The following is an 18,251-nucleotide window of genomic DNA, read 5'->3' as shown; positions in this document are numbered from 1 at the left end:
TAGTTCGATTACAAAATTATTCTAGAAACGGATGCCCCCCGCCGCCACGCCGTTTTGCGCATTCCGATCAAGCGCAAGGCTAGCAGGCATGAAAAAGCCCGGACATGCCGGGCTTGAGGGACGGGTCGATCAGACGCGGAAGCTGGAGAACAGCTGCCGCATGCTGCTGGCCGAGTGCGACAGCTCGGACAGCGTGTCGCGCACGGTTTGCAAGGCGTCGTCGCTGTCGACGATGCGGCCGTTGATCTGCTCGGTGCTCTGGGCGATCATCGTGGTGGCCTTGTGCTGCTCGCTGGTGGACAAGGTGATCTCGTTCATCTTGGCCATCACCTCCTGCATCGCCTGCTGGATCTGTTCGATGCGCTGCACCGCGCCCAGCGTCAGTTCCACGCCGCCGTCGACCGAGCTGACGGTGCGCTGCATATTGCTGACCGCCTGGCTGGTTTCCTCGCGGATGGTGCTGACCATGCCGGAAATCTCCACCGTGGCCTGGCCGGTGCGCTCGGCCAGCTTGCGCACCTCGTCGGCCACCACCGCGAAGCCGCGGCCCATTTCGCCGGCGCGCGCCGCTTCGATCGCCGCGTTCAGCGCCAACAGATTGGTCTGGTCGGCGATGTCTTTGATCACATTGGTGATGCCGCTGATCTGCTGCGAACGCTGATCGAGCGAGCCCAGCATCGTGGACAGCCCCTTCACCGCCTCGACGGTGCTGTTCATCTCCTGCGAGATCTGCTGCATGCCGTGCGCGCTCTCGCTGGACACCTGGCCGGTATGGTTGACCAAGCCGTCCGCTTCGCGGGCCGCGTCGGCGATGTGGGAGATGCTGACGGTGATCTCCTCCAGCGTCGCCGCGTTGGAGCTGGACACATCGGAAATCTGGCGCGAATCGTGCGCCACCTTGTCCACGGTGTCGGTCACGCTCTCGACGCCGCCGGTCACCCGTTCGGCCTCTTCCTTCACCGCGATGAACATCTTCTGCAATTGGCCGATGAAACGGTTGAACGCGGTGGCGGTTTCGGCGATCTCATCCTGGCCGGTCACCTGGATGCGGCGGGTCAGGTCGCCTTCGCCCTGGGAAATTTCCAGCATCGCGTTGCGCAGGCGGCCCAGGCCGGCCAGCATCTTGCTCAGCATCACGCTCGCCACCGGGATCAGGATCAACACGCACAGCGCGCCGATGCCGATCACGGTCAGCAGCAAGGTGTTCAGCGGCCCGGTGACCACCGATTCGTCGGTCACCACGCCCAGCAGCCAGTTGGTGCCCTCCACCGGCTGCACCTCGATCAGCTTGCTCTCGCCCCCGATGCTGACCTCCTGCATCGTGGTATCGGTCGCCAGCTTGGTCAGGCGGTCGCCGGTCAGCTCCGGCACTTTCTCGGACAGCGGCTTCAGCGTCAGGCTGGCGTCCGGGTGGGCGATCACCTTGCCGCTCTTGTCCACCAGGAAAGCGTAGCCGTTGCCGCGCAGCTTGACCGACAGCACGGTCTTGACCAGGTCGTCGATGAAGATGTCGCCGCCGACCACCGCCTTCAGCGTGCTGCCGTCCTTGACCGGCGACACGAAGGTCACCACCAGCTTCTTAGTGTCGAAATCGACATAGGGATCGGAGACGCCGGGGTTGCCGCTGGCCGCCGCCTGCTGATACCACGGCCGTGCAACCGGATCGTAGCCTTGCGGTTGCGGCTTCATGTCGGAGCGTATCATCACGTGATCGGCGGTGCCGATATAGGTCATGTCGAAGCCGCCCGCCTGGCTCATCCTGGCCAGGGTCTGCCGCGGATCCGGCGTGCCCACCAGCGGATTGGCCGCGATCACCACGCCCACCTTGCTCTTGTACCAGCTGCTCACCAGGGCCGAGTAGCCCTTGGAGGTGCCGCCCAACTCATTATCGACGCCACGGACGATCTCATTCCGCATCTGGCCGTAGACCAGCACGGTAATCACCATACCCAGCAATACCAGCAGCAGGGCAATCACTGCAATCAGCTTGACACGCAAAGAGCGCATTACACTTCCTCCTCATCCCCAATTACTTGCCAGGCCGCATCGACCGCGGGCTTGCGGCATCGGGCGCTGTTATCTTGTAAGCCTCTACTCAGGTTTAGTCCGAATAAGCATAAAGCTCAACGAACAATTCCCTTCTCGCAAATTTTGCCCTCCATTTTTCCAGATGGCATGAAACATCCACTCCATCGGCAGCGCCGGCCATCGCACGACAGTCCGACAATAAGCGGTGGGCATCTCAATGTAAATGCCCGGTCGCAGATATGCAATGCCCACGTTACAACTTGCCGCGCCCATCCAGGCGCCATGCTTGAAAATCGGCACGCCGCACCCGTCCCCCCGCCGCCTCCGTGCTAGCATGCCGTCTATACGACAATGGAGACCCCCATGCACCTGAGCGCCATGTTCGTCCATCCGGTGAAGTCCTGCCGCGGCATCGCCTTCGACCGCGCCTACGCGGGCAAGCTGGGCTTGCTTCACGACCGCGAATGGCTGCTGGTCAGCCCGGACGGCCAACAGATCACCGCGCGCACGCATCCCCAACTGGTCACCGTCCGCGCCGAGCTGTTGCCGGGCGGCGTGCTGCTGCATCGCGCCGGCCAACCGCCGATCTTCGCGATGGCCACCGTCTACACCCGGCCTCACCCGGCCCAGGTGTGGAAGGACGGCTTCCAGGCCTGGCACGGCGACGAACGCGTCGACGCCTGGTTCGCCGACATTCTCGGCTGCGAATGCCGGCTGCTGTGGCTGGGCGCGCAATCCAACCGACCATTCAAGGGCGGGACCGAGAAGATGAGCTTCGCCGACGGCTACCCTTTCCTGCTGGTCAACCAGGCCTCGCTCGACGATTTGAACCGCCAGCTCCCCGAGCCCGTCACGCTGCGCCACTTCCGCCCCAATCTCGTCGTAAGCGGCGCGTATCCGTGGGAAGAGGACGATTGGCAGGTGATCCGCATCGGCGAGCTTGAATTCGACGTGATGAAGCCCTGTGTGCGCTGCGTGCTGACCACCGTGGATCCGGACTTGGGCGAAAAACGCGCCGACGGCGAGCCGCTGCAGACCCTGGTCCGCACCCGCCGCCTGGATGAAGGCGTCTGCTTCGGCATGAACCTGCGCGCCCGCAACGAAGGCGTGCTTGAGCTTGACGCGCCGGTCGAGGTTCTGGAGCAGCGCTACAGCTTCTAGACTGGGCTGCCGGCAAGTGCTTACAATCTGTCAATGAATCTGCAAGCGCTCATTGAAGATATCCGGCAGCAAGTGCTGCCGTTTTACGACCGGGGCCAGGTCGCCGACTACATCCCGGCGCTGGCCTCGGTGCCTCCGCATCAGTTCGGTTTCGCCATCCACACGCTGGATGGACAGGAATATGGCTGCGGCGAAGCCGACGTCCCCTTCTCCATCCAAAGCATCAGCAAAGCCTTCATGCTGGCCCTGACGCTGCAGGCCGACGGCGAGGCGCTGTGGCGCCACGTCGGCAAGGAACCGTCCGGCAATCCGTTCAACTCGCTGGTGCAGCTGGAATACGAGCATGGCATTCCGCGCAATCCCTTCATCAACGCCGGCGCGCTGGCGGTCACCGATCGAGCGATCAGCCATTTCGGCGACTCGCACTTGCAGCTGCTGGCCTGGCTGAGGAATGAGGCCGGCAACCCCGGCCTCGCCGCCGACGAGGCGATCGCCGCTTCGGAACGCGAGCACGGCGACCGCAACGCGGCGCTGGCCCACTTCATGAAAAGCTACGGCAACCTCGACCATCCGGTAGAGACGGTGCTGGATCATTACTTCCACAACTGCAGCATCGCGATGAGCTGCCGCGAGCTGGCCCGCGCCGGCCTGTTCCTGGCCAACCACGGCGCCTCTCCCCAGACCGGACGACAATACCTGACTCGCAGCCAGGCCAAACAGGTGAACGCCGTCATGTTGACTTGCGGCACTTACGACGCCGCCGGCGAGTTCGCCTATCGCGTCGGCCTGCCGGTGAAAAGCGGCGTCGGGGGCGGCCTGCTGGCGGTGATTCCGGGCAAGATGAGCATCGCGGTATGGAGTCCTCAGCTGGATGCCCGCGGCAACTCGGTGCTGGGCCTGGAAGCGCTGGACCGCTTCACCACCCGCACCGGACTATCCATCTTCTAGACGCGACAAAGCCGGGCCCGCTAGGCAAACCCGGCTTTCCAGACATGAAAAAAGCCAGCTCCAAGGAGCTGGCTTTTTCTTTCAACTTCGTCGATTAATCGGCGGAGTTGTCTTCTACGGCAACGGCGTCTTCCGGACGGTCCACCAGCTCTACCAGAGCCATCGGGGCGTTGTCGCCCTTGCGGAAACCGTACTTCAGGATGCGCACGTAACCGCCATTGCGGGTAGCGTAGCGCGAGCCGAGCACGTCGAAGAGTTTAACCACGATTTCGCGGTCACGGGTGCGGTCGAACGCCAGACGACGGTTGGCGAGAGACGGCTTTTTGCCGAGCGTAATGAGCGGCTCGGCCACACGACGCAGTTCCTTGGCCTTCGGCAGCGTGGTCACGATAACTTCGTGCTTCAGCAGCGAGTTGGCCATGTTACGCAGCATCGCCAGACGATGGCTGGTCGTGCGGTTCAGTTTACGATTACTGTAACGATGACGCATTGTTAATGTCCTTTAGTCTCAAACTTACGGCTTTTCCAGACCAGCCGGAGGCCAGTTCTCGAGCTTCATGCCGAGAGTCAGGCCCTTGGAAGCGAGAACTTCCTTGATCTCGTTCAGCGACTTGCGGCCGAGGTTCGGAGTCTTCAGAAGCTCGGTTTCGGTGCGCTGGATCAGATCGCCGATGTAATAAATGTTCTCTGCTTTCAGGCAGTTGGCCGAACGGACCGTCAGTTCAAGATCGTCTACCGGACGCAGCAGGATCGGATCGATCGGCGGCGCCTTTTCAACGACTTCTTCAACCGCTGTGCCCTGGAGGTCGGCAAAGATCGACAGCTGGTCCATCAGGATGCGGGCTGCGTTGCGCACAGCCTGCTCCGGCTCGATGACGCCGTTGGTCTCGATGTCGAGAACCAGGCGGTCGAGGTCGGTACGCTGTTCCACACGGGCGCTTTCCACAGCGAAGCTCACGCGGCGAACCGGCGAGAAGGAAGCGTCCAGTTGAATGGTACCGATGGAACGGTTGTCGTCATGGCTGGTGCGAACGGACACCGGCTGATAGCCGCGGCCCTTCTCCACCTTGACCTCCATGTCGATCTTGCCGCCGGAGGAGATGTGACAAATCACGTGTTCCGGATTGATCACTTCCACATCATGCGGCAGCTCGATATCGCTAGCCAAGACAGCGCCCTCGCCTTCCTTTTTCAAGGTCAGCACGACACTGTCGCGACCATGCAGCTTAAGCACTACGCCCTTGAGGTTGAGGAGGATGTCAACGACATCCTCCCGCACGCCGTCAAGTGCGGAATACTCATGCAAAACGCCAGCGATAGTCACTTCGGTCGGAGCATAGCCCGGCATCGACGACAGCAGGATACGACGCAGCGAATTGCCCAGAGTATGGGCATAGCCGCGCTCGAACGGCTCCATCGACACGCGAGCGTGAGTGGCGGAAACCGGCTGTACGTCGATCAGACGAGGTTTCAGAAATTCCGAAGCGCTGTTTTGCATAGTCATTCCCTAAGAGCTAGCGATTACTTGGAGTAGAATTCCACAACGAGTTGTTCGTTGATATCGCTAGACAGTTCGGAACGTTCCGGAGTGGATTTGAAAACGCCTTCCATTTTCTTGGAGTCAACAGACACCCAAGACGGGAAGCCGCCTTGCTCGGCCAGAGCCAGGCCTTCGACGATACGGGCCTGCTTCTTGGCCTTCTCACGGACGGTCACTACGTCACCGGCTTTAACCTGGTAGGACGGAATGTTCACAACCTGGCCGTTCACAACGATAGCCTTGTGGCTGACCAGCTGGCGCGCTTCGGCGCGAGTGGAGCCAAAGCCCATGCGATATACAACGTTGTCCAGGCGGGACTCAAGCAGCTTCAGCAGGTTTTCACCCGTGGAGCCCTTGCGGCGAACAGCTTCCGCAAAGTAATTGCGGAACTGACGCTCTAGTACGCCGTAGATGCGGCGGATTTTCTGCTTTTCACGCAGCTGGACGCCGTAGTCCGACAGACGGCCGCGACGGGCGCCGTGCTGGCCGGGGGCAGCATCCAGTTTGCATTTGGAATCCAGTGCACGACGCGCGCTCTTCAGGAAAAGGTCGGTGCCTTCACGACGAGCGAGCTTGCACTTCGGGCCAATATAACGTGCCATGTTCTCACACTCTCCGAATTAGATACGACGTTTTTTGGGCGGACGGCAACCGTTGTGCGGTACCGGCGTCACGTCGGAGATGCTGGTGATCTTGAAACCCAGCGAGTTGAGTGCGCGAACAGCGGATTCACGACCCGGGCCCGGGCCTTTGATACGAACTTCGAGGTTCTTCACACCATATTCTTGGGCAACTTTACCAGCGTGCTCTGCAGCTACCTGAGCAGCAAAGGGTGTACTCTTGCGCGAGCCCTTAAAACCAGCGCCGCCAGAGGTAGCCCAAGACAGTGCATTGCCTTGACGGTCGGTGATAGTGATGATGGTGTTGTTAAACGAAGCGTGCACGTGCACGATGCCTTCGCTAACAGACTTGCGCACTTTTTTACGTACACGGACAGCTGTGTTTGCTTTAGCCATTCTCTGTGTTCCTTAGTTTACTTCTTGCCGGCAATCGCCTTGCGCGGACCCTTGCGGGTGCGAGCATTGGTGCGAGTGCGTTGACCGCGGCACGGCAAGCCGCGACGATGGCGGAAGCCGCGATAGCAGCCCATGTCCATCAGACGCTTGATGCTCATTGTGATTTCACGACGCAGATCACCTTCAACGGTGAACTTGGCGACTTGATCACGCAGAGTCTCCATCTCAGCTTCAGTCAGATCCTTCACCTTGGTGGAAGGATTCACGCCAGCTGCAGCACAAATTTGCTGAGCGCGAGTCTGACCGACGCCGAAAATTGCCTGCAGGCCGATAACGGCATGCGCATGATTGGGGATGTTTACCCCTGCAATACGGGCCATACTCTTTCCTTAAGCCTTAAGACCTTGAAAAGTTTGCGATTGTATCACGCAAATCGAGGTCTAACAAATGTTAGCCTTGTTTTTGCTTGTGACGCGGGTCCGTGCAGATCACGCGAACTACGCGATTGCGACGAATGATTTTGCAATTACGGCAAATCTTCTTTACAGAAGGCTGTACTCGCATGTTCAGATCCTTTCAAATCCAAAAAAGAGCGAATGCGTTACTTCGCACGGAACACAATACGGGCTCTAGACAGATCGTATGGAGTCAACTCCACAGTCACCTTGTCGCCCGGCAGGATGCGGATGTAGTGCATCCGCATCTTCCCAGAGATATGCCCGAGTACCACGTGTCCATTTTCAAGCTTGATCTTGAAAGTTGCGCTGGGCAAATTTTCCAAGATCTCGCCCTGCATCTGGATAGTGTCTTCCTTAGCCATATAACCCAGTGTCAACTCGTGTGTCAGCGGGTAAGGGCGTTGCCTTTGAAGTTGGCCTTCTTCAGCAAGCTCTCATACTGATGCGACAACACGTAGGACTGCACCTGCGCCATGAAGTCCATCGTCACCACCACGATGATCAGCAGCGATGTACCGCCGAAATAGAACGGCACGTTCCACTTCAGGATCAGGAATTCCGGCAACAAGCAGACCAGCGTGATGTAGATCGCACCGATCAGCGTCAGCCGCAGGATGATCTTCTCGATATAACGAGAAGTTTGCTCACCTGGACGGATGCCCGGAATGAAAGCCCCGCTCTTCTTCAGGTTGTCAGCCGTTTCCTTCGGGTTGAAAACCAACGCCGTGTAGAAATAGCAGAAGAAGATGATCGCCGCCGCGTACAGCAGCACATAGATCGGCTGACCCGGATGCAGCTTGTCAGCCACGCCCTTCAGCCAAGCCATGTGCTCGCCCTGGCCGAACCAACCGAGAACGGTGGCCGGGAACAGGATGATGCTCGAGGCGAAGATCGGGGGAATCACCCCCGCCATGTTCAGTTTGAGCGGCAGATGCGTGCTCTGGCCTTGCATGACGCGATTGCCCACTTGACGCTTGGCGTAGTTCACCAGCACCTTGCGTTGGCCACGCTCAGCGTAGACAACAAGGAAGGTGACCAGGATCACTCCGACAAACAGCAGCACGGCAAACAGGATGGGCAAAGAGCCCTGGCTGGTCAGAGTCAGGGTCTTACCGATCGCAGCCGGAACACCTGCGGCGATACCCGCGCAGATGATCAGCGAGATACCGTTGCCGATACCGCGCTCGGTGATCTGTTCGCCCAACCACATCAGGAACATGGTTCCAGTGACCAGAGACACCACGGTTGTCAGGTAAAACTCCCACTGAGCAGTCATCACCAGATTAGGCTGCTTGTACAACATCACCGCGATGCCGAAACTTTGGAAAGTTGCGAGCGCCACGGTGGCATAACGCGTGTACTGGGTTATCTTGCGACGTCCCGCATCGCCTTCCTTCTTCAGCTGCTTCAGGCTGGGCAGAACCTCGGCCGCGAGCTGCAGAATGATGGAAGCCGAGATGTACGGCATGATGCCCAGGGCAAATACCGTAAACCTCGAGAGGGCGCCGCCCGAGAACATGTTGAACATGTCGAGCAGGCCCGTCTGCGATGTGTGGAACAACTTCGCTAGTTCGGCAGGGTTGATACCCGGGACCGGAATATGGGCGCCGATACGATAAACGATCAGCGCGCCAATCAGGAACCAGATACGACGCTTCAGATCACCAAACTTATTGGCATTGGCCACTAGAGAAGTATTCGCCACAAATTTATGCCTTATTCAATGCTGCCGCCGGCAGCCTCGATGGCAGCGCGGGCGCCAGCGGTAACGCTGATACCACGCAGTTTGACCGCGCGCTCAACCTTGCCGGACAGGACTACTTTGGCAACGAGTGCCTGAGCAGCCACCAGACCGGCTTGCTTGAGAGCCAGCAGATCGATTTCATCGACCGGCAGCAGGTTCAGTTCGGACAGGCGAACTTCGCATACGAAGCGAGCCGTCAGAGACTTGAAGCCGCGCTTCGGCAGACGACGTTGCAGCGGCATTTGACCGCCTTCGAAGCCTAACTTGTGGAAGCCACCGGCACGGCTCTTCTGACCCTTGTGGCCGCGGCCGCAAGTCTTGCCCAGGCCGGAACCGATGCCACGGCCTACACGGCGCTTGGCATGCTTGGCGCCGACGCCCGGTTGTACGGTGTTCAGCAGCATCTCTTAGCCCTCGAATTTGAGCAGGTAGCTGATCTTGTTGATCATGCCACGGTTTTCAGGGGTATCGAGCACTTCAACAGTCTGACGAATCTTCTTCAGACCGAGACCGCGGGCGCAAGCCTTGTGAGACTCCAGGCGACCGATCAGGCTCTTTACCAGAGTGACCTTGACAGTCTTGGCGTTACTCATGACCCACCCCCAGGATGTCCTCGATGCTCAGGCCACGCTTGGCGGCGATTTGAGCCGGGGTATTGATCTTGCTCAGGCCGTCCAGAGTCGCGCGAACCACGTTGTACGGGTTCGTGGAGCCGTGGATCTTGGCCGAAACATTGTGAATACCCATTGCGTCGAAGATCGCGCGCATCGGACCGCCGGCCTTGACGCCAGTACCATCCTTTGCCGGCTGGATCAGGACGCGAGTCGCGCCATGACGGCCTTCAACGGTGTGCTTCACGGTACCGTTGTACAGCTTGATCTTCACCATGTTGTGGCGGGCTTGTTCCATCGCCTTTTGTACGGCAACCGGAACTTCCTTGGAACGGCCCTTACCCATGCCGATACCGCCGTCGCCATCACCAACCACGGTCAGAGCGGAGAAAGCCATGATACGGCCGCCCTTAACCACTTTGGTGACGCGGTTGACGCTGATCATTTTCTCGACCAGACCGTCGCCGCGATCTTCCATTTCGTGCTTAGCCATTCTTTACTCCGAATTAGAATACGAGGCCGTGTTCGCGAGCGGCGTCAGCCAGTGCCTTCATGCGACCGTGGTATTTGAAACCGGAACGATCGAAAGCAACTTGCTCGATGCCAGCGGCTTTTGCCTTTTCGGCAATGCGCTGGCCGATCACGGCTGCAGCTGCCACGTTGCCACCATTGGCCATTGCGGAGCGAACATCGGCTTCCAGCGAGGAAGCGCTGGCCAGTACCTTGTTGCCGGTCTCGTCAATGATCTGGGCGTAAATGTGGCTATTGGTGCGGTGTACAGAGAGACGCACCATCTTGAGCTCCGCGATCCGTGCACGGGTTTTACGTGCGCGGCGGAGTCGAGTCTGTTTCTTGTCCATGTCAGTGCCTCAGTTACTTCTTCTTGGTTTCTTTCAGAACCACAACCTCGTCGGCATAACGCACGCCCTTGCCCTTGTAAGGCTCCGGCGAACGGTAAGCGCGAATCTCGGCTGCGACCTGGCCCACGAGCTGCTTGTCAGCGCCCTTGACCAGAATCTCGGTCTGAGTCGGAGTCTCAACTTTGACGCCAGCGGGCATCTTGTGAGCCACCGGGTGCGAGAAACCCAGAGACAGGTTCAGGGTATCGCCTTGGGCTTGGGCACGGTAGCCCACGCCGACCAGCTGCAGCTTCTTCTCGAAGCCCTTGGATACGCCGTTCACCATGTTGTTCAACAGGGCGCGCAGGGTGCCGGACATGGCACGTGCGAACTTGCTGTCGTTCTTGGCGGCGAAAGTCAGCTGGTTGTTGTCCAGCTTGACTTCCACGTCGTTGCACAGAGCGGTGCTCAGGGAGCCCAGGGCGCCCTTGACAGTCACATCTGCAGCGCCGAACTTGACTTCGACGCCGGCCGGAATGGCTACCGGATTCTTAGCTACGCGAGACATTTGACCCCCTTACGCCACGACGCAGAGCAGTTCGCCGCCGATACCGGCAGCGCGCGCCTTGCGATCGGTCATCACGCCACTGGAGGTGGACAGGATCGCCACGCCCAGGCCGTTCATGACCTTCGGGATTTCGGTGGAGCCCTTGTACACGCGCAGGCCAGGACGGGATACGCGCTCGATGCGCTCGATCACCGGACGGCCAGCGTAGTACTTGAGCTGGATATCGAGAACAGGCTTCTTCTCTTCGCCGGCGACGGCGAAGTCTTCGATGTAGCCTTCTTCTTTCAGCACCTGCGCCAACGCAACCTTCAGCTTCGAGCAAGGCATGGAAACCTTGGTTTTGGAAGCTTGTTGGCCGTTGCGGATGCGGGTCAACATATCGGAAATAGGATCGTGCATGCTCATTTATGTGTCTCCTATTACCAGCTGGCCTTCACAACACCCGGAATCTCACCCTTCATGGCGATCTCACGCAGCTTGTTGCGACCCAAACCGAATTTACGGAACACACCACGCGGACGACCGGTCACGGCGCAGCGGCGACGCTGGCGAACCGGAGAAGCGTTGCGCGGCAGTTGCTGCAGTTGCAGGCGGGCGGCGAAACGCTCTTCTTCCGAGAGGTTCTGGTTGTTGATGGTGGCGATCAGGGCTTCACGCTTGGCGGAGAACTTCTCAGCCAGCTTGACGCGCTTCTCTTCACGGTTAATCAGTGCAAGTCGTGCCATGTGCTTAACCCTTGAACGGGAACTTGAACGCGGCCAGCAGAGCGCGGGCCTCTTCGTCAGTCTTCGCCGAGGTAGTGATAGTGATGTTCATACCACGCAGAGCATCGATCTTGTCGTACTCGATTTCCGGGAAGATGATCTGTTCTTTGACGCCCATGTTGTAGTTGCCGCGGCCGTCGAAAGACTTGGCGGAAACACCACGGAAGTCGCGAACTCGCGGCAGCGCGATGGTGACCAGGCGGTCCAGGAACTCATACATGCGTTCGCGACGCAGAGTTACCTTGCAACCAACCGGATAGTCGTCGCGAATCTTGAAGCCTGCGATGGACTTGCGAGCGGTGGTGACGACCGGCTTCTGGCCGGCGATCTTTTCCATGTCGCCCACGGCGAATTCCATTACCTTCTTATCGGCAACGGCTTCACCCACGCCCATGTTCACGGTGATCTTCTCGATACGCGGAACTTGCATGATCGACTTGTAGCCGAACTGTTTCATCAGTTCCGGCACTACGCTGTCTTTGTAGAAATCGTAGAGACGTGCCATGTTTGCTCCTTAGGCGCCGATAACTTCGCCGCTGGACTTGAACACGCGCACCTTACGGCCGTCTTCAAGAACCTTGAAGCCTACGCGGTCAGCCTTTTGGCTTGCCGGATTGAAAATCGCGACGTTAGAAGCGTCGATGGGCATGGTCTTCTCGACGATACCGCCAGCTACGCCACGTACCGGGTTCGGCTTCTGGTGTTTCTTGGCGACATTCACGCCTTCCACAACCAGCTTGGTTTCCAGAACACGCAGGACAGTGCCGCGCTTACCCTTGTCTTTGCCGGTGATTACTACGACTTCATCACCCTTGCGAATCTTGCGCATGCGACCTCTCCTTACAGCACTTCAGGAGCCAGCGATACGATCTTCATGAAACGCTCGGTACGCAGTTCGCGCGTAACGGGTCCGAAGATGCGTGTGCCGATCGGCTCAAGCTTGTTGTTGAGCAGAACAGCAGCGTTGCTGTCAAACTTGATCAAAGAGCCGTCGGGACGACGCACGCCTTTGGCAGTGCGTACCACGACCGCGTTGTATACGTCGCCTTTTTTGACGCGACCACGCGGAGCGGCATCCTTGATGCTCACCTTGATGATGTCACCTACGCTAGCATAGCGACGCTTGGAGCCACCCAGCACTTTGATGCACTGAACATGACGTGCACCAGTGTTGTCAGCGACCTCAAGCATGGTCTGCATTTGGATCATTTGAGATTACCTTTCTAATCCAACTTTATCCGTCACTTTCCACTGCCGTTAGCCTGGGCATGTGTCGCCAGACTCGAACAGCGGAAACGCCACAGAACATTCTGTGGCGTGTCAAACGGCCAGTTTTGGACCCCGTAAGGGCGGAACTCCTACGCAGTTAGCGCGTAGGAGATGGCCATTATACAGAGGGACGCAGCCCTCTGCAAGCTTTATACCTGACGAGATTTCTCAACCAGGCCAGTTACCACCCACGACTTGGTCTTCGAGAGCGGGCGGGACTCGCTGATGATCACCAGATCGCCTGCCTTGAACTCGTTGTTTTCGTCGTGCGCGTGGAACTTCTTGGAGCGACGGATAATCTTGCCGTAGATCGGGTGCTTTACTTTGCGCTCGACCAGAACGGTCACAGTCTTATCCATCTTGTCGCTGACCACAACGCCGGTCAGCGTACGTACTACTTTGGTTTCGCTCATCTTAAACTGCCTTTTCTTTCAGAACGGTACGTACACGAGCAATGTCGCGACGCACTTTCTTCAGTTCAGAGGTCTTGGCGAGTTGCTGAGTAGCGTGCTGCATGCGCAGCGCAAACTGGGCCTTCAGCAGGCTCAGCAGTTCCACCTTCAGCTCGTCAACAGTTTTGGCTTTCAGTTCGGACGCTTTCATTACTGACCTACCTGTTTGGTTACGAACACAGTGGCGATCGGCAGCTTGGCGGCGGCCAGACGGAAAGCTTCGCGAGCGAGTTCCTCGGATACGCCATCCATTTCGTACAGCATCTTGCCAGGCTGAATTTCAGCCACGTAGTACTCCGGAGAGCCCTTACCCCCGCCCATACGGACTTCGGCAGGCTTGGAGGTGATCGGCTTGTCCGGGAAGATGCGGATCCAGATGCGGCCGCCACGCTTGATGTGACGGGTCATCGCACGACGCGCAGCTTCGATCTGACGCGCGGTCAGACGACCACGACCAATAGCCTTCAGACCGAAATCACCAAAGCTCACCTTGTTGCCACGAGTGGCGATACCGGTGTTACGGCCTTTGTGCTGTTTACGGTACTTGAGTCTAGTTGGCTGCAGCATTGCGGGCACCCTTTCTCATTTTCTTCTCGGGAGCTGCCGGCGCGGCCACAACTTGGCCCGGCTTCAGCTCGCCTTTGTACACCCATACCTTGATGCCGATGATGCCGTAGGTGGTCTTGGCTTCAGAGGTGGCGTAGTCCACATCTGCGCGCAGGGTATGCAGCGGCACGCGGCCTTCGCGGTACCATTCGCTACGAGCGATGTCGATGCCGTTCAGACGGCCGGACGACATGATCTTGATGCCTTCGGCACCCAGACGCATGGCGTTCTGCATGGCGCGCTTCATGGCGCGACGGAACATCACGCGCTTCTCCAGTTGGGAAGCGATGCCGTCGGCGATGATTTGCGCGTCCAGTTCCGGCTTGCGAACTTCTTCGATGTTCACGTGGACCGGAACGCCCAGGCGCTTTTGCAGTTCTTGCTTCAGAACTTCAATGTCTTCGCCCTTCTTGCCGATCACGACGCCCGGACGGGCGCTGTGAATGGTGATGCGGGCGGACTTGGCCGGACGCTCGATGGTTACGCGGCCAACCGAAGCATGACCCAGACGCTTCTTCAGGAATTCGCGAACTTCGATATCCTGCTTCAGCATTTCCGGGAAGTTCTGCGAAGACGCGAACCACTTGGAAGACCAGTTTTTGTTAACGGCAAGACGGAATCCCGTCGGATGAATCTTCTGACCCATTTCTTACCCCTTAATTGCCAACGGTCAAGGAAATGTGGCAGGTCTGCTTTTCGATGCGATTGCCACGACCCTTAGCACGGGCAGTGAAACGCTTCAGACTAGCGCCCTTGTCAACGAAGATGCTGGTGACACGCAGGGTGTCGATGTCAGCGCCTTCGTTGTGCTCGGCGTTAGCGATTGCAGATTCCAGCACTTTCTTGATGATTACCGCGCCCTTCTTCGGGGAGAAGGCCAGGATATTCAGCGCCTGGGCCACGGACTGACCGCGGACCAGATCGGCCACCAGACGGCACTTTTGAGCCGAAAGGCGAACACTTTTCAGATTTGCAGATACTCTCATCGCTTCACCTTACTTCTTCTTCGCCTTCTTGTCGGCAGCATGGCCTTTGAAGGTACGAGTCAGAGAGAATTCACCCAGTTTGTGGCCGACCATGTTTTCAGAAACATAAACCGGAACGTGAGTGCGACCGTTGTGCACAGCGATGGTCAGACCAATAAAGTCCGGCAGGATGGTCGAACGACGCGACCAGGTCTTGATCGGACGCTTGTCGCTGGTTGCCCGTACCGCATCTACCTTCTTCAGGAGATGCAGATCGACGAACGGGCCTTTTTTCTGCGAACGTGCCATTGTCAATTACCCTTTGGTGGAATAGCGACGGCGTACGATCATGTTGTCGGTACGCTTGTTGCGACGGGTACGGAAGCCCTTAGCCGGAGTGCCCCACGGGCTAACCGGTACGCGGCCTTCGCCAGTGCGGCCCTCACCACCACCGTGCGGGTGGTCGATCGGGTTCATCGCCGTACCGCGAACGGTCGGGCGAACACCGCGCCAACGGGAAGCGCCAGCCTTGCCCAGCTTGCGCAGGGAGTGCTCTTCGTTACCCACTTCACCAACGGTCGCACGGCAATCGACGTGCACCAGGCGGATCTCGCCAGAGCGCAGACGCAGTTGAGCGTACACGCCTTCGCGAGCCAGCAGCATTGCAGAAGCGCCAGCGGAACGAACCATCTGAGCGCCCTTGCCGGGTTGCATTTCCACGCAGTGGATAGTGGTACCCACCGGGATGTTGCGGATCGGCAGAGCGTTACCGGCCTTGATCGGAGCCTCGGAGCCGGACAGCAGCACGGCGCCAACCTTCACGCCGCGCGGAGCGACGATGTAGCGACGTTCGCCATCGGCGTAGCACAACAGGGCGATGTGGGCGGTGCGGTTCGGATCGTATTCGATGCGTTCCACTTTCGCCGGGATGCCATCCTTGTTGCGACGGAAGTCGATCAGACGGTAGTGCTTCTTATGGCCGCCACCACGATGACGCGTGGTGATGTGGCCATTGTTGTTACGGCCGCCGGTCGAGTTTTTCTTCTCAACCAGGGCAGCGTGCGGAGCACCTTTGTGCAGGTCAGGGTGTACCACCTTGACAACGGCACGGCGGCCCGCGGAAGTCGGTTTTACCTTAACGATAGGCATGCTCTATCTCCTTACTCCGCCGCGGCCGGGCTAGCGGTCAGGTCAAGCTCTTGACCCTCGACCAGGCTAACATAGGCCTTTTTCCAGTCACTGCGACGACCCGTGCTGCGGCCGAAACGCTTAACCTTGCCCTTGACGTTCACAGTGGACACGCCGTCAACTTTTACGTTGAACAGCATTTCCACGGCGGCCTTGATTTCCGGCTTGGTTGCGTTGGTAGCAACACGGAACGCCACTTGCTGATTTTTCTCAGCGATCATGGTGCTCTTCTCGGAAACGATGGGCGCAAGGATTACTTGCAACAGACGTTCTTGGTTCATGCCCACTGCTCCTCCAGTTGCTTCACGGCGTCGCGGGTGATCACGGTCTTCTTGAAGCGCAGCAGGCTGTACGGGTCAGCTTGAACCGCTTCGATAACCAGCATGTTCGGCAGGTTACGCGAAGAGAGATAGAGGTTTTCGCTCAGTTCATTGGTGATGAACAGAGCCTGCTCCAGACCCATCGGCTGAACGGCGCCGACGAATTCCTTGGTCTTCGGGCTGGCAACCGACAGGTCGTCAACCACGATCAGGCGTTCGTCACGCACCAGCTGCGACAGGATGGTCGCGATGCCCGCACGGTACATCTTGCGGTTGACCTTCTGAGTGAAGTTCTCGTCCGGCTTGTTCGGGAAGGCACGGCCACCACCACGACGGTTCGGGGTAGAGGTCATACCGGCACGAGCGTTACCAGTGCCCTTCTGACGGAACGGCTTCTTGGTCGAGTGCTTCACTTCAGCACGAGTCAGCTGGGCGCGGTTGCCGCTGCGCGCGTTCGCCAGGAACGCGGTCACAACCTGGTGCACCAGAGCTTCGTTGTATTCGCGGCCGAACAGAGCGTCGGACACTTGCAGGCTGCCAACAGCCTTGCCTTGGGTATTGATTACATTCAATTCCATCACGCACCCGCTTTCACGCTAGGACGCACGACGACGTCGCCGTTCTTGGCACCCGGGACTGCGCCCTTGACCAGGATCAGCTGACGCTCGGCATCGACACGAACGATCTCGAGGCACTGAACAGTGCTCTTCACGTTGCCGTATTGACCAGCCATGCGCTTACCCGGGAAAACGCGACCCGGATCTTGAGCTTGACCGATGGAACCCGGCGTATTGTGCGAACGCGAGTTACCGTGCGAAGCACGGTTGGAAGAGAAGTTGTGGCGCTTGATCACGCCGGAGAAACCCTTACCCTTGGAGGTGCCGGTTACATCAACCAGTTGACCAACGGTGAAGATTTCGACAGCGATAGCGTCGCCCGGCTTGAAGTTGGACAGCGCGTCGGCGGACAGAGCGAACTCAGCCAGACCCAGACCGGCTTCAACGCCAGCTTTGGCGAAGTGACCGGCAGTAGCCTTGTTGACACGATTGGCCTTCTTGGAGCCATAGGTAACCTGAACGGCAGTGTAGCCGTCGGTTTCAGCGGTTTTGATTTGCGTGACGCGATTGGAGGACATGTCCAGCACAGTTACCGGGATGGTTGCGCCATCTTCGGCAAAAATGCGGGTCATGCCGACTTTGCGACCGACAAGACCTAAACTCATGTTTATTTCCTTTTTCAGGCGCCGATTGCGATTGACCGGCATAAAAAACACGACATAAAAAACAAAAGCGGACTCGCCAAAATGGCGAGTCCGCTAATGTATCACAGAAAATTCAAGAATCGCAAGCACTTAGCCCGCAAACCCTTGAACTTAAGCGATTACTGCAGCTTGATTTCCACATCCACACCGGCCGGCAGGTCGAGCTTCATCAGAGCATCAACAGTCTTGTCGGTCGGGTCTACGATGTCCATCAGACGCAGGTGAGTGCGGATTTCCAGCTGGTCGCGGGAAGTCTTGTTCACGTGCGGGGAACGCAGAACGTTGAAGCGCTCGATTTTGGTCGGCAGCGGAACCGGGCCTTTGACAACGGCGCCGGTGCGCTTGGCGGTTTCAACGATTTCCTGAGCGGAACGGTCGATCAGATTGTAATCGAACGCCTTCAGGCGGATGCGGATCTTTTGGCTAGACATGAGAAATCTCCGCTTCCGTTACTTGATGATCTTGGCAACGACGCCGGCGCCGACGGTACGGCCGCCTTCGCGGATAGCGAAG

At 58.5% G+C, this 18,251-nt stretch carries 32 protein-coding genes; 2 read left to right on the top strand and 30 right to left on the bottom strand.

Annotated features, from left to right (window positions below):
• Nucleotides 1-129 precede the first annotated feature (129 nt).
• Nucleotides 130-2,007 carry a methyl-accepting chemotaxis protein gene (locus LQR33_RS05315; protein ID WP_221667015.1) on the bottom strand — a complete coding sequence of 626 codons (1,878 nt, stop codon included), beginning with the start codon at nucleotides 2,005-2,007 and terminating at the stop codon, nucleotides 130-132.
• A gap of 384 nt (nucleotides 2,008-2,391) precedes the next feature.
• Between LQR33_RS05315 and LQR33_RS05310 the strand changes: the two genes are divergently transcribed.
• A complete protein-coding gene (locus LQR33_RS05310; RefSeq protein ID WP_231467876.1) occupies nucleotides 2,392-3,189 on the top strand; it encodes an MOSC domain-containing protein in 798 nt (265 codons plus the stop codon).
• Between the two features lie 33 nt (nucleotides 3,190-3,222).
• Nucleotides 3,223-4,137, top strand: coding sequence for a glutaminase (locus LQR33_RS05305; RefSeq protein ID WP_231467874.1), 915 nt, complete (start codon nucleotides 3,223-3,225; stop codon nucleotides 4,135-4,137).
• A gap of 94 nt (nucleotides 4,138-4,231) precedes the next feature.
• On the opposite strand, the gene rplQ is transcribed toward LQR33_RS05305, so the two are convergent.
• The 29 genes from rplQ to rpsJ form a co-directional block, all read right to left on the bottom strand.
• Complete coding sequence (gene rplQ, locus LQR33_RS05300) at nucleotides 4,232-4,627, bottom strand: 50S ribosomal protein L17 (RefSeq protein WP_021478373.1); 396 nt, start codon at nucleotides 4,625-4,627, stop codon at nucleotides 4,232-4,234.
• A 24-nt stretch (nucleotides 4,628-4,651) separates the two neighbouring features.
• Nucleotides 4,652-5,635: a DNA-directed RNA polymerase subunit alpha gene (locus tag LQR33_RS05295; protein ID WP_021478372.1), complete on the bottom strand. Its 984-nt coding sequence runs from the start codon at nucleotides 5,633-5,635 to the stop codon at nucleotides 4,652-4,654.
• A 23-nt stretch (nucleotides 5,636-5,658) separates the two neighbouring features.
• A complete protein-coding gene (gene rpsD, locus LQR33_RS05290) occupies nucleotides 5,659-6,279 on the bottom strand; it encodes a 30S ribosomal protein S4 (protein WP_021478371.1) in 621 nt (206 codons plus the stop codon).
• A gap of 18 nt (nucleotides 6,280-6,297) precedes the next feature.
• A complete protein-coding gene (gene rpsK / locus LQR33_RS05285; protein ID WP_011137709.1) occupies nucleotides 6,298-6,693 on the bottom strand; it encodes a 30S ribosomal protein S11 in 396 nt (131 codons plus the stop codon).
• Between the two features lie 17 nt (nucleotides 6,694-6,710).
• Nucleotides 6,711-7,073 carry a 30S ribosomal protein S13 gene (rpsM, locus tag LQR33_RS05280; RefSeq protein WP_021478370.1) on the bottom strand — a complete coding sequence of 121 codons (363 nt, stop codon included), beginning with the start codon at nucleotides 7,071-7,073 and terminating at the stop codon, nucleotides 6,711-6,713.
• A gap of 70 nt (nucleotides 7,074-7,143) precedes the next feature.
• The gene (gene rpmJ / locus LQR33_RS05275) at nucleotides 7,144-7,257 is read right to left on the bottom strand and encodes a 50S ribosomal protein L36 (protein ID WP_011137711.1); all 114 of its coding nucleotides are present in this window, start codon (nucleotides 7,255-7,257) and stop codon (nucleotides 7,144-7,146) included.
• A 37-nt stretch (nucleotides 7,258-7,294) separates the two neighbouring features.
• Nucleotides 7,295-7,513, bottom strand: coding sequence for a translation initiation factor IF-1 (gene infA, locus LQR33_RS05270; RefSeq protein ID WP_031296780.1), 219 nt, complete (start codon nucleotides 7,511-7,513; stop codon nucleotides 7,295-7,297).
• A 23-nt stretch (nucleotides 7,514-7,536) separates the two neighbouring features.
• Nucleotides 7,537-8,856 carry a preprotein translocase subunit SecY gene (secY, locus tag LQR33_RS05265; protein ID WP_021478368.1) on the bottom strand — a complete coding sequence of 440 codons (1,320 nt, stop codon included), beginning with the start codon at nucleotides 8,854-8,856 and terminating at the stop codon, nucleotides 7,537-7,539.
• Nucleotides 8,857-8,867: 11 nt separating this feature from the next.
• Nucleotides 8,868-9,299 (bottom strand): 50S ribosomal protein L15, encoded by a 432-nt coding sequence (rplO, locus tag LQR33_RS05260; RefSeq protein ID WP_231467872.1) that lies wholly within the window; start codon nucleotides 9,297-9,299, stop codon nucleotides 8,868-8,870.
• Between the two features lie 3 nt (nucleotides 9,300-9,302).
• Nucleotides 9,303-9,488 carry a 50S ribosomal protein L30 gene (gene rpmD, locus LQR33_RS05255; RefSeq protein ID WP_011137715.1) on the bottom strand — a complete coding sequence of 62 codons (186 nt, stop codon included), beginning with the start codon at nucleotides 9,486-9,488 and terminating at the stop codon, nucleotides 9,303-9,305.
• Nucleotides 9,481-9,999, bottom strand: a complete 519-nt coding sequence (gene rpsE, locus LQR33_RS05250) for a 30S ribosomal protein S5 (protein WP_021478366.1) — start codon at nucleotides 9,997-9,999, stop codon at nucleotides 9,481-9,483. Before rpsE ends, rpmD begins: the two co-directional genes overlap by 8 nt.
• Nucleotides 10,000-10,012: 13 nt before the next feature.
• Nucleotides 10,013-10,366, bottom strand: a complete 354-nt coding sequence (gene rplR, locus LQR33_RS05245) for a 50S ribosomal protein L18 (protein WP_021478365.1) — start codon at nucleotides 10,364-10,366, stop codon at nucleotides 10,013-10,015.
• Nucleotides 10,367-10,379: 13 nt separating this feature from the next.
• The gene (gene rplF / locus LQR33_RS05240; protein WP_021478364.1) at nucleotides 10,380-10,913 is read right to left on the bottom strand and encodes a 50S ribosomal protein L6; all 534 of its coding nucleotides are present in this window, start codon (nucleotides 10,911-10,913) and stop codon (nucleotides 10,380-10,382) included.
• 9 nt (nucleotides 10,914-10,922) lie between these two features.
• Nucleotides 10,923-11,318, bottom strand: coding sequence for a 30S ribosomal protein S8 (rpsH, locus tag LQR33_RS05235; protein WP_021478363.1), 396 nt, complete (start codon nucleotides 11,316-11,318; stop codon nucleotides 10,923-10,925).
• A gap of 14 nt (nucleotides 11,319-11,332) precedes the next feature.
• Nucleotides 11,333-11,638: a 30S ribosomal protein S14 gene (gene rpsN, locus LQR33_RS05230; RefSeq protein WP_011137720.1), complete on the bottom strand. Its 306-nt coding sequence runs from the start codon at nucleotides 11,636-11,638 to the stop codon at nucleotides 11,333-11,335.
• A 4-nt stretch (nucleotides 11,639-11,642) separates the two neighbouring features.
• The gene (gene rplE / locus LQR33_RS05225; RefSeq protein WP_021478362.1) at nucleotides 11,643-12,182 is read right to left on the bottom strand and encodes a 50S ribosomal protein L5; all 540 of its coding nucleotides are present in this window, start codon (nucleotides 12,180-12,182) and stop codon (nucleotides 11,643-11,645) included.
• 9 nt (nucleotides 12,183-12,191) lie between these two features.
• A complete protein-coding gene (gene rplX / locus LQR33_RS05220) occupies nucleotides 12,192-12,506 on the bottom strand; it encodes a 50S ribosomal protein L24 (RefSeq protein ID WP_011137722.1) in 315 nt (104 codons plus the stop codon).
• Between the two features lie 11 nt (nucleotides 12,507-12,517).
• On the bottom strand, nucleotides 12,518-12,886 hold the full coding sequence (gene rplN, locus LQR33_RS05215) for a 50S ribosomal protein L14 (RefSeq protein WP_011137723.1): 369 nt from the start codon (nucleotides 12,884-12,886) through the stop codon (nucleotides 12,518-12,520).
• A gap of 209 nt (nucleotides 12,887-13,095) precedes the next feature.
• Nucleotides 13,096-13,359: a 30S ribosomal protein S17 gene (rpsQ, locus tag LQR33_RS05210; RefSeq protein ID WP_021478361.1), complete on the bottom strand. Its 264-nt coding sequence runs from the start codon at nucleotides 13,357-13,359 to the stop codon at nucleotides 13,096-13,098.
• A gap of 1 nt (nucleotide 13,360) precedes the next feature.
• Nucleotides 13,361-13,549, bottom strand: a complete 189-nt coding sequence (rpmC, locus tag LQR33_RS05205; protein WP_021478360.1) for a 50S ribosomal protein L29 — start codon at nucleotides 13,547-13,549, stop codon at nucleotides 13,361-13,363.
• Nucleotides 13,549-13,965, bottom strand: coding sequence for a 50S ribosomal protein L16 (gene rplP / locus LQR33_RS05200; protein ID WP_011137726.1), 417 nt, complete (start codon nucleotides 13,963-13,965; stop codon nucleotides 13,549-13,551). The genes rpmC and rplP overlap by 1 nt, the downstream gene beginning before the upstream one ends.
• Nucleotides 13,949-14,650, bottom strand: a complete 702-nt coding sequence (gene rpsC, locus LQR33_RS05195; protein ID WP_043579382.1) for a 30S ribosomal protein S3 — start codon at nucleotides 14,648-14,650, stop codon at nucleotides 13,949-13,951. The genes rplP and rpsC overlap by 17 nt, the downstream gene beginning before the upstream one ends.
• Nucleotides 14,651-14,660: 10 nt before the next feature.
• Entirely contained in the window at nucleotides 14,661-14,990 is a 330-nt protein-coding gene (gene rplV / locus LQR33_RS05190) for a 50S ribosomal protein L22 (RefSeq protein ID WP_021478358.1), read from the bottom strand.
• A gap of 9 nt (nucleotides 14,991-14,999) precedes the next feature.
• On the bottom strand, nucleotides 15,000-15,278 hold the full coding sequence (rpsS, locus tag LQR33_RS05185; protein ID WP_011137729.1) for a 30S ribosomal protein S19: 279 nt from the start codon (nucleotides 15,276-15,278) through the stop codon (nucleotides 15,000-15,002).
• A gap of 6 nt (nucleotides 15,279-15,284) precedes the next feature.
• Nucleotides 15,285-16,118 carry a 50S ribosomal protein L2 gene (gene rplB / locus LQR33_RS05180; protein WP_021478356.1) on the bottom strand — a complete coding sequence of 278 codons (834 nt, stop codon included), beginning with the start codon at nucleotides 16,116-16,118 and terminating at the stop codon, nucleotides 15,285-15,287.
• Between the two features lie 11 nt (nucleotides 16,119-16,129).
• On the bottom strand, nucleotides 16,130-16,438 hold the full coding sequence (rplW, locus tag LQR33_RS05175) for a 50S ribosomal protein L23 (RefSeq protein WP_021478355.1): 309 nt from the start codon (nucleotides 16,436-16,438) through the stop codon (nucleotides 16,130-16,132).
• Nucleotides 16,435-17,055 (bottom strand): 50S ribosomal protein L4, encoded by a 621-nt coding sequence (rplD, locus tag LQR33_RS05170; protein ID WP_011137732.1) that lies wholly within the window; start codon nucleotides 17,053-17,055, stop codon nucleotides 16,435-16,437. Before rplD ends, rplW begins: the two co-directional genes overlap by 4 nt.
• Nucleotides 17,055-17,699 carry a 50S ribosomal protein L3 gene (gene rplC / locus LQR33_RS05165; RefSeq protein ID WP_021478354.1) on the bottom strand — a complete coding sequence of 215 codons (645 nt, stop codon included), beginning with the start codon at nucleotides 17,697-17,699 and terminating at the stop codon, nucleotides 17,055-17,057. Before rplC ends, rplD begins: the two co-directional genes overlap by 1 nt.
• 158 nt (nucleotides 17,700-17,857) lie before the next feature.
• Entirely contained in the window at nucleotides 17,858-18,169 is a 312-nt protein-coding gene (gene rpsJ / locus LQR33_RS05160) for a 30S ribosomal protein S10 (protein ID WP_011137734.1), read from the bottom strand.
• Nucleotides 18,170-18,251 lie beyond the last annotated feature (82 nt).

Origin of the sequence: Chromobacterium piscinae (assembly GCF_021129175.1) — a bacterium.
GTDB lineage: Bacteria > Pseudomonadota > Gammaproteobacteria > Burkholderiales > Chromobacteriaceae > Chromobacterium > Chromobacterium piscinae.
The sequence above is the reverse complement of the archived record's forward strand: the minus strand, read 5'-3'. Positions and strand labels throughout refer to the sequence as shown.

Excerpts from the sequence above, each read along its gene's own strand:
- rpsS (WP_011137729.1), bottom strand. The coding sequence starts at position 15,278 with ATGGCACGTTCGCAGAAAAAAGGCCCGTTCGTCGATCTGCATCTCCTG.
- rplQ (WP_021478373.1), bottom strand. The coding sequence starts at position 4,627 with ATGCGTCATCGTTACAGTAATCGTAAACTGAACCGCACGACCAGCCAT.
- rplR (WP_021478365.1), bottom strand. The coding sequence starts at position 10,366 with ATGGACAAGAAACAGACTCGACTCCGCCGCGCACGTAAAACCCGTGCA.
- rpsD (WP_021478371.1), bottom strand. The coding sequence starts at position 6,279 with ATGGCACGTTATATTGGCCCGAAGTGCAAGCTCGCTCGTCGTGAAGGC.
- rpmD (WP_011137715.1), bottom strand. The coding sequence starts at position 9,488 with ATGAGTAACGCCAAGACTGTCAAGGTCACTCTGGTAAAGAGCCTGATC.
- rplV (WP_021478358.1), bottom strand. The coding sequence starts at position 14,990 with ATGAGAGTATCTGCAAATCTGAAAAGTGTTCGCCTTTCGGCTCAAAAG.
- rplN (WP_011137723.1), bottom strand. The coding sequence starts at position 12,886 with ATGATCCAAATGCAGACCATGCTTGAGGTCGCTGACAACACTGGTGCA.
- rplD (WP_011137732.1), bottom strand. The coding sequence starts at position 17,055 with ATGGAATTGAATGTAATCAATACCCAAGGCAAGGCTGTTGGCAGCCTG.
- rpmJ (WP_011137711.1), bottom strand. The coding sequence starts at position 7,257 with ATGCGAGTACAGCCTTCTGTAAAGAAGATTTGCCGTAATTGCAAAATC.
- rplC (WP_021478354.1), bottom strand. The coding sequence starts at position 17,699 with ATGAGTTTAGGTCTTGTCGGTCGCAAAGTCGGCATGACCCGCATTTTT.
- rpsJ (WP_011137734.1), bottom strand. The coding sequence starts at position 18,169 with ATGTCTAGCCAAAAGATCCGCATCCGCCTGAAGGCGTTCGATTACAAT.
- rplO (WP_231467872.1), bottom strand. The coding sequence starts at position 9,299 with ATGCTGCTGAACACCGTACAACCGGGCGTCGGCGCCAAGCATGCCAAG.
- rplP (WP_011137726.1), bottom strand. The coding sequence starts at position 13,965 with ATGCTGCAGCCAACTAGACTCAAGTACCGTAAACAGCACAAAGGCCGT.
- rpsC (WP_043579382.1), bottom strand. The coding sequence starts at position 14,650 with ATGGGTCAGAAGATTCATCCGACGGGATTCCGTCTTGCCGTTAACAAA.
- rplB (WP_021478356.1), bottom strand. The coding sequence starts at position 16,118 with ATGCCTATCGTTAAGGTAAAACCGACTTCCGCGGGCCGCCGTGCCGTT.
- rpsN (WP_011137720.1), bottom strand. The coding sequence starts at position 11,638 with ATGGCACGACTTGCACTGATTAACCGTGAAGAGAAGCGCGTCAAGCTG.
- rplF (WP_021478364.1), bottom strand. The coding sequence starts at position 10,913 with ATGTCTCGCGTAGCTAAGAATCCGGTAGCCATTCCGGCCGGCGTCGAA.
- LQR33_RS05295 (WP_021478372.1), bottom strand. The coding sequence starts at position 5,635 with ATGCAAAACAGCGCTTCGGAATTTCTGAAACCTCGTCTGATCGACGTA.
- rpmC (WP_021478360.1), bottom strand. The coding sequence starts at position 13,549 with ATGAAAGCGTCCGAACTGAAAGCCAAAACTGTTGACGAGCTGAAGGTG.
- rplW (WP_021478355.1), bottom strand. The coding sequence starts at position 16,438 with ATGAACCAAGAACGTCTGTTGCAAGTAATCCTTGCGCCCATCGTTTCC.
- rpsQ (WP_021478361.1), bottom strand. The coding sequence starts at position 13,359 with ATGAGCGAAACCAAAGTAGTACGTACGCTGACCGGCGTTGTGGTCAGC.
- rpsM (WP_021478370.1), bottom strand. The coding sequence starts at position 7,073 with ATGGCCCGTATTGCAGGGGTAAACATCCCCAATCATGCGCATGCCGTT.
- LQR33_RS05310 (WP_231467876.1), top strand. The coding sequence starts at position 2,392 with ATGCACCTGAGCGCCATGTTCGTCCATCCGGTGAAGTCCTGCCGCGGC.
- infA (WP_031296780.1), bottom strand. The coding sequence starts at position 7,513 with ATGGCTAAGGAAGACACTATCCAGATGCAGGGCGAGATCTTGGAAAAT.
- rplE (WP_021478362.1), bottom strand. The coding sequence starts at position 12,182 with ATGGCACGTCTCTACGATTTCTACAAAGACAGCGTAGTGCCGGAACTG.
- rpsE (WP_021478366.1), bottom strand. The coding sequence starts at position 9,999 with ATGGCTAAGCACGAAATGGAAGATCGCGGCGACGGTCTGGTCGAGAAA.
- rpsK (WP_011137709.1), bottom strand. The coding sequence starts at position 6,693 with ATGGCTAAAGCAAACACAGCTGTCCGTGTACGTAAAAAAGTGCGCAAG.
- LQR33_RS05315 (WP_221667015.1), bottom strand. The coding sequence starts at position 2,007 with ATGCGCTCTTTGCGTGTCAAGCTGATTGCAGTGATTGCCCTGCTGCTG.
- rplX (WP_011137722.1), bottom strand. The coding sequence starts at position 12,506 with ATGCGCAAGATTCGCAAGGGTGATGAAGTCGTAGTAATCACCGGCAAA.
- LQR33_RS05305 (WP_231467874.1), top strand. The coding sequence starts at position 3,223 with ATGAATCTGCAAGCGCTCATTGAAGATATCCGGCAGCAAGTGCTGCCG.
- rpsH (WP_021478363.1), bottom strand. The coding sequence starts at position 11,318 with ATGAGCATGCACGATCCTATTTCCGATATGTTGACCCGCATCCGCAAC.